The 14,156-nt window shown below is 57.9% G+C and carries 7 protein-coding genes; 5 read left to right on the plus strand and 2 right to left on the minus strand.

The window, feature by feature from the left end:
• Positions 1 to 172: 172 nt before the first annotated feature.
• From ACTJK7_RS00505 to ACTJK7_RS00525, 5 genes are all read left to right on the plus strand, one after another.
• Positions 173 to 973: an SIR2 family NAD-dependent protein deacylase gene (locus tag ACTJK7_RS00505; protein WP_440779692.1), complete on the plus strand. Its 801-nt coding sequence runs from the start codon at positions 173 to 175 to the stop codon at positions 971 to 973.
• A gap of 703 nt (positions 974 to 1,676) precedes the next feature.
• Complete coding sequence (locus ACTJK7_RS00510) at positions 1,677 to 3,326, plus strand: hypothetical protein (RefSeq protein ID WP_440779691.1); 1,650 nt, start codon at positions 1,677 to 1,679, stop codon at positions 3,324 to 3,326.
• A 150-nt stretch (positions 3,327 to 3,476) separates the two neighbouring features.
• A complete protein-coding gene (locus tag ACTJK7_RS00515; RefSeq protein WP_440779690.1) occupies positions 3,477 to 5,897 on the plus strand; it encodes a TerB N-terminal domain-containing protein in 2,421 nt (806 codons plus the stop codon).
• Positions 5,894 to 7,189 (plus strand): ATP-binding protein, encoded by a 1,296-nt coding sequence (locus ACTJK7_RS00520; RefSeq protein WP_440779689.1) that lies wholly within the window; start codon positions 5,894 to 5,896, stop codon positions 7,187 to 7,189. The genes ACTJK7_RS00515 and ACTJK7_RS00520 overlap by 4 nt, the downstream gene beginning before the upstream one ends.
• Positions 7,164 to 9,404 carry a DEAD/DEAH box helicase gene (locus ACTJK7_RS00525; RefSeq protein ID WP_440779688.1) on the plus strand — a complete coding sequence of 747 codons (2,241 nt, stop codon included), beginning with the start codon at positions 7,164 to 7,166 and terminating at the stop codon, positions 9,402 to 9,404. Before ACTJK7_RS00520 ends, ACTJK7_RS00525 begins: the two co-directional genes overlap by 26 nt.
• A gap of 131 nt (positions 9,405 to 9,535) precedes the next feature.
• Here ACTJK7_RS00525 and ACTJK7_RS00530 read toward each other — a convergent pair whose 3' ends face one another.
• Both ACTJK7_RS00530 and ACTJK7_RS00535 read right to left on the minus strand, forming a co-directional pair.
• On the minus strand, positions 9,536 to 11,467 hold the full coding sequence (locus ACTJK7_RS00530; RefSeq protein ID WP_440779687.1) for a UvrD-helicase domain-containing protein: 1,932 nt from the start codon (positions 11,465 to 11,467) through the stop codon (positions 9,536 to 9,538).
• Positions 11,464 to 13,857, minus strand: coding sequence for an ATP-dependent endonuclease (locus ACTJK7_RS00535; RefSeq protein WP_440779686.1), 2,394 nt, complete (start codon positions 13,855 to 13,857; stop codon positions 11,464 to 11,466). Before ACTJK7_RS00535 ends, ACTJK7_RS00530 begins: the two co-directional genes overlap by 4 nt.
• Positions 13,858 to 14,156 lie beyond the last annotated feature (299 nt).

The raw sequence follows: 14,156 nt of genomic DNA on the forward strand, positions 1-14,156 counted from the left end.
GTTTACCGGTGAAGCCCTTCCACAACGCAGTTTCGGCTTTCCAAGCGTGGGCCGTGCTTTTTAGGTACGAGGCCCCGTAACGGCTGTTCACCTAATTAGCGACAATTCCGATGCCTCCCGCGGCCGCTCTCCTGACAGCCTTCCCTGGCCCGCGATAGGATGATGAGGACTCATGAACACCCTAGCAAAAGCCGCAGGCGCACTGCGGGATGCGCAACATATCATGGTGTTTACCGGCGCTGGCGTTTCTGCCGGCAGCGGCATTCCAACTTTCCGCGACCGACTAACCGGGTTGTGGGAGCGCCAAGACCCTGAGCGTTTAGAAACCGCGCAGGCATTTCGCGAAAATCCGGCGCTGGTTTGGGGCTGGTACCTATGGCGGCGCCAACAGGTCATGCAAGCCCAGCCCAATGCGGCACATCAAGCGATCTATCGATTATCTGGCAGCGGCCGGAGTGTCACTGTGATCACTCAGAATATTGATGATTTGCACGAGCGGGCAGGCAATCAGGACGTGCTCCATCTTCATGGCAGCCTGATGCACCCCAAATGTTTCGCCTGTCATCGATTCCTTGTGGAACCGCTGGTGTTTCCGATCATTCCAGAGGAAGGCGCATTGATCGAACCGCCCCGCTGCCGCCGATGCAACGGCCGCTTGCGTCCAGCTATTGTGTGGTTTGGTGAGGATCTCCCGCCAGGTGCATGGAAAACTGCCAGCCGAGCAGCACGACAGTGTGATGTCCTGCTTTCTATCGGGACTTCCGGTGTGGTCAGGCCTGCTGCTGACTTACCAGATATCGCGTTAGCGTCTGGTGCAGTGGTCATACACGTCAATAACGTAGATGTATCTATGAATGGGCCGAACGAGATCATGTTGATAGGCCCTGCTGAGAAAATACTGCCACAGCTGATTGCTCTGGCACTGACGAACAGAGTCAGCACAGCGCTCGTCTACCCCCGCTCAGCACCATGAGGGTCGGGCCAGCATGAATGTTCTCACCAGAACTTTTCAGATGTTTGAAAAGTACAGGAAGTGGTGGGCTCTCCAGCAGTGGCAGCAGCGGCGAGTATCAGTCCGGAGGTATAACTCTCAGGCACAAAATCGAGTTGAGAGCGGCTTCCCCACGCATTCCGCATCCGTCCACATTCCATAGATCGTGGACAGGATTCGCACGCATTTCTCATTGATGTCCAATCTGTTTTCAGCGACTCAGCGTCAGAGCTAGGTGCTCTCTTACCGACACTGTAACGCGGCAGCCTGCCGGGGCGTACCTCACGCCAGCGATCAAACTCGCGGAATCAGAATTGATGATGCGCACGAGTGATCCCACATTCTACGTAACCAAAGGGGGTTGGCTGAAAGATACGGAAATTGGAGCTGACAGGCCTCTCACGTAACACCCCACAACGTAAGCAGCCTAATTTCGCACCTGATCCTGGCGGGCAACAAAACAACGAAACCCCGTAGCTTGCAGCCTGGCGCACTTTGCGCTAGCGTAGCCGGACGTCGCTACATGGTCGACGGGCTGCCCACCCCTTTAAGGCCTCGCTGGCCGCAGCTAACTGGATCGAACCATGCTCATCACTGTAATCTCCCAACCTGAGCCTTTCCGGGCATCGGGGGCGGCGGGTGGGCGTCTCCGATGTCGCTCCTACTGGAGCAACGGAGAAAATTCATGGTTCCCAACACACCACACGAATCAATCAAAGTCCAGGCCAAGCGCCTGCGCGACCTGTTCGGTATCGACCTCACCACCGCCAAGTATGTTTTGGCGCGGGGGCCGTATGGCTGTGCCGACTGGTCAGATCTGTGCACCCGTCTGAGTGAAGGTCCTCCACTGCAACACGCCCTGCAGTTGGCCGAGCTGCCCCAATCGCCCATTGCTGCCGCGTACCTGGCAAAACATCTGCGCCGGTTGGCCTCCTCGGTCAGTCAACTGATCCTCACTAACCGCAACTTGCCAGAGCTCTGTGAAGCACTGCGACAAGTCTTCGCGGTCCCGGGCAACCCGGTAACATTGGCGGATGTACTGCAGCCAGTCACGCCGACTGCGTGGCAGGCCACCGACATCAGCCCGGATCCGCTGGCGGTAATTCAGAGCCGGGTCTGTATCAACGGCATAGAACTGCAGTTGATAGGCACCCGAATTTTCTGGCCACGGCTGTTTAACCATGACGCTGACATCACAGTCGAGGCACGCACGGCGGAGCCGGTTGGCGATGACCTTAAAGTCATGTGGGAGGTCGCGCCTTGGTATCAAGCCAGCCGCGACTACCTGCTCGAGTACCAGCGCGCCGATGACTGGGACGATCTGCCGGAATTGGTCGAACCGCACATCGTTGAGACTTCTCGCATGTCGCAGCATAGGCGATGGCTTGCTCAGTGCCTGAAGGGGTGGTCGCAAGAGAGCCACTATAACGATGAAGGCGAGGAGTTCATTCCATTCCTGTATCAGGGGCACGCTTACCTGGTGTTTGGGGTGCCTTGCTCAGAAGCGGTTACCTCTTCCCCATTGCGCCGCCAGTATGTTCAATTTGCGGACGACGACAGTAATTGCTACCAGGTAGTCTTGTTCGATAGCCAACTGGTGCAGGTCGAAAAGCTGACGCCTCCCAAATCCCTTGACCGGCACGAATGGGAATACGCCGACTATCACCAAGCGCTGTGTCATGGCCTGCTGGGAGGCGCAGCCGCCGCCGGCTGGATTGCCCCCCCCGTGAGTGGCTGGGACGACCTGCTATTCATCTCCCCCGCCAACCATTTCAGCCTGGAGTGCGAGTTGCGGGTGGAGATCAAGCCCGAACCAGACGAAACCCTCTGCACCTTGCAGACCGATAACACGGAGCTAGCCGTGGAAGTGCTGGAGCGAGTGTTCAAGGGGCAGTTCATTCACTACGAGCGCGCTGAACTGGGTGCTAGCTATGCCATGCGTATCGATCTGCCGCCGCAGTCCTCCCACGCGGACCTGAGCCTTTCACTGAAGTGTATCGAAGAGACCGTCTTCCAAAGCACACATCTGATCGGCCGACGCGTGATGCAGACCGATGAGCACGGATCCGCGCTCTACCTCGAACTCAAACCGGCCTTACTCAAGCTAGTACAACGCCAATCGCTGAAGGTCCTGAAGAAGGCTATCTGTGAAGGGCAAATTCTGCGCATACATAGCCTACCCAATCAACTGCAGGATGCGCCCAGAATGTCGCTCAATGCATCAGCCCGCGCACCCTCAGACGCCTGGGGATCCAATCCTCTGACAGAGCCTTTCTTCGACGGCGAAGGCCAGCCACTCTTCAGCTCCATTCAATATCAGCGCGATAACTTCTAGCCCTAACCTCTGCGACGTAATCGCTGCTACGTCGCAGAGCTACAGTTCATTGATTTCATCCAAGCTCTCCCTTCGTCTGTTCCGCTTGGCTGGCCTTGAAAAATCCGTAAGAATGTCATTTGGCCATTACCAACTGTACGGAACACTTATATGCCACGGAAGCGCAAAGGGAGCGGCGGCGGGTCGATCGCTCTGTACGCCCTGTTTTTTGTTATTGCCCTCTTGGCACAAATCCCTAAACAGGTGTGGATTGCCATTGGGGTCGTCTTGGGCATAGGCGTATTGGTATGGGCCGTCAGACGTGCCACCCGTGCAAAGCCTTACGTTCCTGAAGATGACATTGTTGCCGAGATCGCTGCGGTGTCTCGACACGCAACGTACCCCAGTGCCACTGTCCAGTTCAGCACCAGTGCCTTCGAACGAGACTTCCATACTGTCCAGGTCGGGTCCTCCAGCGACAGTCAGAGTTACGCCATTCCAAAGCCAAATGCCAAGCCCGCGGGGGTTCGTTGGCTGGCTGAAAATGAGTCCATTAACGTGGCTGGGTTGGCCATCCCCGGCGGACTGCTCTACATCACCGAGCGGGCGACACAATTCGGCCAATCTGAACCCTCCCTTATCGACGCCACGCTTCGTGTCGCGCGCTCACCGATGAACCTCACCGAGCGACAGATGCCCTACTGGCCAAGCTACCGGAGCATCACGCCCGAGGCGCGGCGAGCGTACCTGCAATGGTTGGCAGGAGGTCGTCGCCAGCCTGCAGATGCGGGTTACGTGTTCCTGTTTTTCTATGGGCTTGAACGCCGTGTGCTGATCGATGCGCCGACCGAGCCTCAAGCCAAGGCAGAAATCCCGGCCATTAAGGCCGAGGTCGGTCGTTTACTTGGCCTTTACGGCGATAACAATTCTTTCCGCGGTTACGCTACCCGTTTCCTCGCCCATATCGACGCGGGCGCCGTTCAGCCTCAGAGTTACCTAAGCGAGCCCGGCGCCAGCCCCGCAGATGGGTACGAGCTGCCCATGTCCTTGCGCGTTGCGCTGGGACAGATGGCCGTGGACAAGTATCCGCTTAATCCGAGCTGGGCATTGGCCTGGGCGCTTGCAGAGCCCAACATCTCCAGGCGCACACCTGTGACGCGGTGTCCCGAGCAATTCGCAGCGCTCTTCAAACACGAATTCGAGAAGCGCTATCCCAACGGCATTGTGCTTCCCCAGAACAAGACCAAGCTGAAGGTCGCCTATCGACCCGCTTCTGCCGGATTGAATATTCCAGCAGTGGCCGTAGGTGACCTTCCTGATGTCGCAGCGACCTCAGGAACGCGTAACAAGCTGCAGGTCATTGTCGAGGACTGCACCACCGTACTCGACGCTTTCAGTCGGTACCTAGGGCGTAATCCAGACGCCGGGGATAGCCTGGAAGCCATCCTGCAGTTGCCAACCGAACTCTGGCCTACTGAAGCAAAAGCAGAGCTCGAACAGTTAGAGCAACGCGTCGGGGGCGAAACTATCTGCATGAGTTTCGCTGAGCTGGCAGGCCGATTCAAATCGGCCGGCGCGCTTTCCCGTGACAAAGTCATCGCCCTTGCCCGGGCGTTGGAGAGCAAGCGGATCGGTTTGGAACCCGACGTCCTGTCCGGCAGCCGCACACCCAAGGCAGAAGACACCATCGCGCTGTTCGCAGCGGACTCTGACGAAGGCACGCTTCGCTCCACCGATGCCTACAGCGCAGCAGCAGTGACGTTAGACCTGGCCAGTGCAGTCGCAGCTGCAGACGGCGACACCTCGCTTGAGGAGATCAGCCTGCTATCTGGGCACATTGACTCGTGGGATCACCTTTGCGTTGCGCATCGCAAACGCCTGAAAGCGCACCTCCAAATTCAGCTGAAGCAACCGCCCACGCTGGCAAGCCTCAAGAAGAAGCTCGAGTCCCTGCCCCTCGAGGCCAAACGAAAAATTGCCAGCTTTTTGGCCCACTTGGCACATGCGGATGGCGAGGTGACGCCGCAGGAAGTGAAGCTGCTTGAGCGCGTTTACAAATCGCTCGCCCTCGATCCACAGTTCGTCTACAGCGATCTCCATAGTGCAGCCGTTCGCCCTTCCCAGATCGCGGAGGCAATGATTTCGACTGCCGCGCCGGCGACTGCGGCGGAGGCGCCAGCAGGCATGGGTTCAGGCTTCGCACTGGACATGAGCAAGGTCGCTCGTCTGCAACAAGAAACGGCAGAGGTGTCGGCGCTTCTGGCCAGCGTCTTCAATGAAGAGTCTCCCACCGAAACATCTGGCGCCTCGGAACCAGAAACGCTCCAAGAGCAGGAAAGCAGCAGCGCCGAACAGCTTGCTACCGTTCATGGTTTGGACGTTGAGCATTCTGCGTTCCTCCGTTTGTTGGTTTCTCGGACTGAATGGAGCCGCGCTGAGCTGGAAGACGCAGCCAGTGATATGGAACTGATGCTGGATGGCGCCCTGGAACGGATCAACGACACAGCGTTTGAGCTGTTCGACATGCCCGTAACTGAAGGCGATGATCCCATCGAAATCAACCCAGAAATTCTGGATGTATTAGCCCTATGAGTAAGATACGAGCCAAGGATCGCGACGCGGTCATTCAATCGCTGCGTGCGGGTGTTGTCCCGCGTGTCGGGCAGCACCTGATCCAGGTGGGTCGGGCGGGTGAACTCGACTCGCTGCTCAAGGATGTCGATCGTCTCGCAGATGGCGGTTCTGCATTCCGCGTTGTCGTTGGCGAGTACGGCGCGGGTAAAACCTTCTTCCTCAACCTGGTTCGCGGCATCGCCATGGAGCGCAAGCTCGTTACCATGCACGCCGATTTGAACCCTGACCGTCGTCTTCATGCTTCAGGTGGCCAGGCACGCTCCCTTTATTCCGAGCTGGCCAAAAACATGGCCACCCGCACCAAACCCGATGGCGGCGCGCTACAGGGTATCGTTGAGAAATTCATCTCACAGGCTAAAACGGAAGCCAAGACTAAAGGTGTCGAGAGCGAGGTGGTCATTCGTGAGTACCTGGCGGAGCTCACCGAGATGGTCAACGGCTATGACTTTGCCGACGTCATTGCTGCCTATTGCCGCGGTTTCGAGGAAGACAACGAGCAGCTCAAAGCTGATGCCATCCGCTGGCTGCGCGGCGAATTCTCTACCAAGACAGATGCCCGGGCTGCGCTCGGTGTGCGTACGATCGTCGACGATGCCTCTGTTTACGACCAGCTGAAATTGCTGTCCAGGTTTGTGCGCCTGGCCGGTTTCGGCGGTTTGATGGTCTGCTTGGATGAATTGGTCAACCTGTACAAACTGGCAAATACCCAGGCTCGGAACGCTAACTACGAACAAATCCTGCGCATCCTCAACGATTCATTACAGGGCTCTGCTGAAGGCCTGGGCTTTGTCTTGGGCGGCACACCAGAGTTTCTGATGGACACGCGTCGTGGACTCTACAGCTACCCTGCCCTGCAATCACGCCTCGCGGAAAACAGCTTTGCAAGGTCTGGCTTGGTTGACCTTTCTGGGCCAGTCATTCGACTCAGCAGCCTGACCCCTGAAGACTTCTACGTGCTGCTGCAGAAGCTGCGCAATGTCTATGCCTTCGGCGAACCTGAGAAGTTCTTGCTGCCGGACGAAGCCATCCCCGCGTTCATGGCGCACTGCAACCAGCGCTTGGGCGAGGCCTATTTCCGGACGCCGCGCACGACCATTACAGCTTTCATCAACCTGCTCGCGGTAATCGAGCAGAACCCTACAGCGGACTGGCGCACCCTGCTGGGCGCCGTGGAGCTGGCCAAGGATGAGGCTGGCCAACAGGATCTTGAAGTTGAGGTCGACGATGAGCTCGCCAGCTTCAAGCTCTGACTCTTCTTCGTTTGAGCGTCTGCATCCCGAGGTTCAGCAATGGGTCTGGTCACAGGGGTGGACGTCGTTACGTGATGCCCAGGAGTGGGCGGTACCAGCGTTGGTGGGCGCTGATCGCGATGTGATCATCGCGGCGTCCACAGCGGCAGGCAAAACGGAGGCCGCCTTCCTCCCTATCCTGACCAACCTCCTCAACGACCGTGAGTCCGCCGGCGCAGTGCTGTACATCAGCCCACTCAAGGCACTGATCAATGACCAATGGGACAGGCTCAGCCGGCTGTGCGAGCGGCTAGAGCTGCCCGTCGTTGCCTGGCATGGTGATGTGGCAGCAAGCAAGAAACAACGGTTCCTGAAATCGCCTGAGGGCATCTTGCTGATCACGCCGGAGTCCCTCGAAGCCCTCTTCGTAAACAAAGGTGCGAGTTTAGCTGGGGCTTTTCAGAAGCTGCGCTACATCGTCATCGATGAGCTTCATGCCTTCATTGGCAGTGAGCGCGGTAAGCAACTGCAATCGCTCATGCAGCGGGTTGAGATCGTCGTAGGCAGGGCTCTGCCTCGCGTAGGACTTTCCGCGACGCTTGGGGAGATGTCGCTGGCCCGAAAGTTTCTGAGGCCGGTTCGCCCTGATGACATCACCATCATCGAGTCGAAATCCTCTGGCCAGGAACTCCAAGTGCAGGTACGCGGCTACCTTGAACAGCCGATGCAACAAGTGGTGGCGGAATACTCTGGAAAATCGTCAACAGATGAAGGCGACGAACAGGAGGAGACTTCTGGTACCAAGGTGGCAATTGCAGGCCACCTGTACAAGGTATTGAGAGGGCACAACAACCTGATCTTCCCCAACAGGCGCCAAGAGGTTGAATGGTTTGCCGACCGTCTGCGCTCACTGTGCGAGAACGATGGCGTGCCAAACGAGTTCTGGCCGCACCACGGTAGCTTGTCCAAGGAGCTGCGCCAGGATGCGGAGCGCGCGTTGAAGGCGGGAGATCCTCCAGCTTCTGCCGTATGCACTACCACCCTGGAGCTGGGTATCGACATCGGTAACATCAGGACGGTCGCACAGATCGGCTCCCCACCCTCTGTGGCGAGTCTGAGGCAACGGCTTGGCCGCTCAGGTCGTCGACCCGGTGAGCCTGCCATGCTGAGGGTATACTGCCGAGAGCGCCCCTTAACGGATCATTCTGATCTCTCCGATCAGTTACGTGAAGGCCTTGTCCAAACGGTCGCCATGATCCGCTTGCTGATCAGTGGATGGTTTGAACCTCCTCGGTCGGAAGGCCTACACGCCTCGACACTGGTGCAGCAGTGCTTGTCTTCGATTGCTCAGCTCGGCGGTGCATCGGCGGCGCAATTATGGGGAAATCTCATAGCGAGCGGCAGTTTTGCGTGCGTTACCAAGCCTGATTTCCTGTCTTTGCTCAAAGGTATGGGTGAGAAAGAGTTGATCGTTCAGGACAGCTTGGGACTTCTGCTGCCAGGTGAACTCGGGGAGCGGTTGATCAACCACTATGAGTTCTACACCGCCTTCACGAGTGATGAAGAGTTTCGTTTGCTCCGGGATGGCAAACTACTTGGCTCGCTGCCCGTCAGCAAACCCCTGACCAAGGGGCAACGTATCATTTTCGGCGGCCGACGCTGGCAGGTTCAGGACGTCGACATTGAAGCGAAGGTGATCGTGGTCATGCCAGCGCGGGGCGGCGAGCCCCCTCAGTTTGATGGGCTAGGTGCGCAGGTGCATGATCGCGTCAGGCTTGAAATGCGAAACGTGTTGATGGAAACCACCCCCTGTCCCTTCCTCGACAAGCACGCTCAAGCCCTGCTGGAGGAGGCTCGGAGTAACTTCCGTGCCCTCGGCCTGGATAGCACGGCGATTGTTGGCTCTGCTAGCGTAAGCCACGTGGCGACCTGGCGGGGGGATTACACCAATGATGCGCTGGTCTTATTGCTCAGGCATGTGGGCATTCAGTGCGAAAACAACGGACTCTTCCTGGAGGTTGCTTTCGGTCAGGAAGACACGTTGCGAGCGTTGCGCGTGGTCGGGCAAATGGACATCACAGATGTAGAGCTCATATTGGAAAATGTCGAAAACATGATCCGAGAGAAATGGGATTGGGCCCTTCCCCGCTCGCTCCTCATGAAGTCGTTTGCTTCGAGCCATCTTGATCTCCAGGCTGCGGTTTTAACAGCACGACTTCTTAGCGAGGAGGCGTAGGGCGAGGCGAATACTCATGCCCCGTCCTCCCCTACGATCTGTCGCCCATTTTTTCGAGGTCGGCTTATAAATAGGAAGCATATGCATAAACTCAGCTTCCCTGCGGCGACCTCGATCAGGCACTCGTTCGTCTATGGCCGTCCAGCTAACACTTCCTGCGTAAAGACTGCGCTCCGCGGCAAAATCCCGCTCGCAATGACGTTTTCCAGAGTGGTCGCCGGATCAGCGACAAAGAACATTAGTACCAGACCCCGCTGGGCGCGAGTGCAGCAGACGTAAAGCAGTCGCAGCGTTCGACTCCAAGTGTTTTCATCACCACCTAGTGCTCGTGCACGATCTGCAGCACGGGCCTCAGCGCTCGCGAAGACCCGCTCGTAGTTGTAGGTTCGGTAGTCGCTTTCTTCCTCGTCCATCACCACCATGACTCGTTCGAACTGCGCTCCCTTTACACCGTGCTGTGTAGCATAGGGGGAGCCTTCTGAGACATAGCGCTCATAGGGCCAAAGCTCTTGCGCAGAGCACTTGAAGAACTTGGCCATTGCTGCGTCCGAGGATGGTCCTTCGGCCGGAACTGCATCAGCATCCTCGGGCTCCTGAGCAGCATCAGCAACATCCCTGACAAATCCAAGAACACGCGCATAGCGATCGTCGAATTCGAAAAGCCCCGTGTCACAGAGATGGAGAGCTATGTCACCAATGGTGGTCCCTGCCTCGTCCAGCATGACGACAAGTCTCAACATAGCCGCGTGCAAATCTCGCAACACAGCCGCGGCACGGCGGCCGGTAAGAGCCCCTGGTGCCAGACGCGGGCTGAACTTCCGGAGCAGGTTCATCGCCGCGAACTCGTTGCCGGCCTTGACGGCGGTAACGATTGGTAGCGCAAAACTTAGGAAGGGTCGAACGGGCCAGCCGGTGCCATCCTGCATCCCCTGCTTCATGCCCTCCGATGTCCTATCGTTCAGCGCCGAGTAGATGCCACCGAAGCCGAGCCGGTTTGCGGCCATGCGGTGCACGATGACAAGAATCTTGAGCGCGACGTCTGGAGTCGTCCAACCCTCGTCGTTGTTCGTCGCCGCGCTCCACGCCCGGACTCTTGCCAGGGCCTCAATTCGGTTAAGCGTGTTCGGCAGGACGAACATCCGGGCCGAGCCCTCCACCGGCTTGAGATCACCATCAACCTTTTCGTGTAGTCCTCGGACTTGCTCCATGCCGTCGCCCTGCGCGCGCACGGCGTTGGCTACATCAAGGATCTGCTTGGCACAGCGAAAATTCTCTGGTTTTGTGATGGCCCGCCAATGGTCCTCAAGCGGGATGTCCCCCGCGCCTCTCATGAAGATCGCCTGCATTGGGTCGCCAAAAAAACCGAGACAGAACTTGCTCCGCATCTGGGCTTCCACGTCCTTGAAGGACTTCACTACGCTCGGGAACGTGTCCTGACTCTCGTCTATGAACACAAACGGGAAGTTCAGCGCTACGACCCGTCGGAACAGCGGACGATTTTGCAGAAGGAAATCAGCGAGCTGAAGGATGTCCTCGTGGCCGAGGATGCCCTTTGCGTAGTCGCTGCCCACCCCGTAGCTGAAGGTCTTGACGCCAGCAATAACCTCTAGGTGGCGGACATAACGCTCCTGGTCAGCCTTGTTCCTGTCGCGTGTAGTCTGCCGAACACGCGAGCTGTAGTTCTTGAACTCTTCTCCCAGCTCGGAAATCCGCCTGCGTATGTCGTTCTGTAGCCAAACCTTAATGTCCGCCTGAAACGTCTTGGTGATAGACCAGTAGAAGCTGTGGATGGTCGAGACATGGACCAGCGGATGATCGTTAACATCCGCCAAGATTTCTTTGGCGGCGAGGTCGGTATATGTGATGCAAGCGACCTTCTGCTTTTTCGCCCGCATGCTGGCGCCGTGCTCTGTGATCACCCAGTCCAGCGCCTTGATGAGGGAGGTGGTCTTGCCGGAACCTGCGCCAGCGCGGACCACGAACGGCTGTGGGGGTGTCGCAGCAATACACGCGTAGATCTCGCGGTCGGCGGCAGTGTCTGGGCTATCAACTCGCCTGCTCATGCCGTCTGCTCCGCATCTGCAATGACGGCGACACAACCGGCTGCAGTCGGCTCAATTGTCGTGACCTCGGTGGCAACAGCCGCGTCCGCCTCAATCTCGTGCGCCACTTTGGCTTCGAGCCAGGCTAAGCCCTCGGCGATATACGTGGGGACCTTCCAGCAGTTGAGCGGACCACTTGCAAGGACCTCCAGCGCAAAGCGAGTCTTGTCGAAGTTCTTGCTGGTCACTCTGACGTGCAACTTCTCAGCCAGTTCCTCGGGGCTGTTTGGTGCGCGCTTTAGCTTGAGTCCGACCGCCCGGTTAGCCTCAGCCTGACACCACTCGGAGTTCTCAAGACCGAAGGCCTCCTCAAGCGTGCGGCCGCAAAGCTGCGAGGTCGTAGCACCCACCGAAACCAAAACCTTGGTTTGATAGGCCACCCGAACCTCAGCGCTGGAGCCCTCGGCAAGCGATAGCGTCTTTTGCTCCGCCGTGACTTCCCAGAGTTCGGCCACCGACCGCTTCTTAGGGATCCAGCTGATGAGGGTTTGGTTGGACGTGACGGCGCCCTCCACGTGAGCATGGCAGGTGCTCCCACGCTTCTTGGATTTCTTTTTGCCGCCCGGTGCTGCCTCGTCGTCGTCTTCGGTTTCGAAGGGCTTCAGATCGTCGTCCTCGTTATCTCCGTCGACGGTGCCGCCAGCTCCTGCGTCTTGCTCGGCGGCATCCTCAGCATCCGGCTTGACCGTTACGCTGTCCAGATCCGTGATGACCAGCGTAGTGAGTCCAACGAAGGCGATCAATTCTTGGAACCGATGCGCGAACGCGCCACCGACTTCAAGGATGGTCAGGGCGGAGGAGCGCAGGCGTTTAGCGGCCGACTCGATCATGGCTGGCAGGAGCAGGCGCTCGACATTGCCCTCCACCAAGATGACCGCATCGGAAAAGAAGAGATCGCAGTGTGTGAGTTTCAGATACCGCTGCAAGAATTCGCGCGCTGGAGCGTCGGCCGCGCCCGTCTTGAAGAGCGAAAGATTCCTTACTTCGGTGTTATGGGCCAGCTGGTCGCTAACACGGCGGAAGTACCTGATGGGTGAGAACCCGCGCTCATATAGGATGTGTGGGGAATGCGTGGTGACAACGAGCTGCGTGTGGAAAAACGTTGCGTGATCGTTGGCATCCTCAAGGAGGCGCAGAACGTTCCTGATGAAGACCTGCTGGATCTGCGCATGCAGATGCGCCTCAGGCTCTTCGATAAAGACCAGATGCAGTGGCGCCCGTTTGTCTTCCTCGGCTTTCCACTGCTCGTGCAAGTCGAGGAGTTCAACCACCATATAGACTAAGTTCTTGAACCCCAGACCGTTGTAGCTGTCGGGCAGTTGCGCGGTGACCGCACCAGGAACCACGTAGTGGACCTTGGCATCCTGCCCCAAGACGGTGGTCGGATCCAAGGCCGCCCGAATCACAATCTCGGGGTTGTTGACGCCTGGATAGCCGAGTTTGGCGAGGCGCTTGAGGGTGTCGCTGAAAACTTCCTCCAGGTGGAAGTTCAGTTCTTTTTCCGAGGTATCGAGCGCTTTGAGCGCTACATGGTCGTCACCACGCTTCTCCAGATTACGGTGATAGAAACGGCTGAGACGACGCGACAAGCTCTCAGCGCGGTCGGAGCTGCCAGCATCCGGGTCATCAAGGTGCCGCTGCGCACGCAGGAAGTCCACCTTCACCAGAGACTTCAGAATGGCCGCGCCACCCGGCTCGTTACCTAGCGGCAGCGGCTCATAATCGGCCTCTTTAGGCTGATAGCCGACAAATTCGCGCTCATCGAGTACGTAGTAGCGGAACGTATATTCCTTGGTCAGCTCCTTGGTGAGGTACTTCGTCAGACTTTCTGGCCAGGGCTTGTACTCGCCGGGATCCGCCACCACCACAGTCCCTTTTTCCGCAACTGCTTTGCGCCTGGTCACCAGTGCGGTTGCAGCGTTGTTGGCCTTTTCATGCAGTTCATGGAACTTCCGGACAAGCAAATGGGCGTCCCGAGGCTCGAACGCCACCCGGATCCCGACGCACTTGCCGTCCCAGTCCGTGCTCGGAAGAAGCGACATTGCAGTGGCGAGATCGTCTTCACCGACGCGGAACCAGAGATCCAAAAGAATGGACGGTAACTGCTTGGGCGCGTCCTCATCGCCTGGAGGCGTCCTGCCTATGGCGTCGATCTCGGCCCACAGCGCTGCGCTGAAGTCGAAGAGTTCGAACTTCTTCGCTTCGCCACGGAGCATCGAGTACAGGCCTTGCACGGCAGACGTCTTGCCGCTGTTGTTGGCGCCAACGAAGATGGAAATCTCGTCGTCAAGCTCAATGACGACGTCGCGCAGTCGGCGATAGTTCTGCAGCCGATATGCCTGTAGCTTCATGATCACCTCTTCCTAAGTGTTGCCGGGGCAACTTGGTGCTAAGCACACAGGCCGGCTGCTTTCCTTTGAACGCTCGCGCTTTTTTTCCGCTTGCTGAAGCTAACAGCATCCATGTGGGATGCCGAGATGAGACTTTTATAGCGTACGCCATGCGGACTCACCACGCTAAACCGCCAGCCAGCACATCCACGCCGACGTAACGACGACCTTACCAGTACATACATGCATCAGAGGGCTGCTGGCTTCTGCTTGAAGCAATCCAGCTCTTCCAGCACAGCCGTTGCGCAGCGATCGCAATG

The organism is Pseudomonas sp. 22085 (assembly GCF_052045815.1).
Taxonomy (GTDB): Bacteria; Pseudomonadota; Gammaproteobacteria; order Pseudomonadales; family Pseudomonadaceae; genus Aquipseudomonas; species Aquipseudomonas glycinae.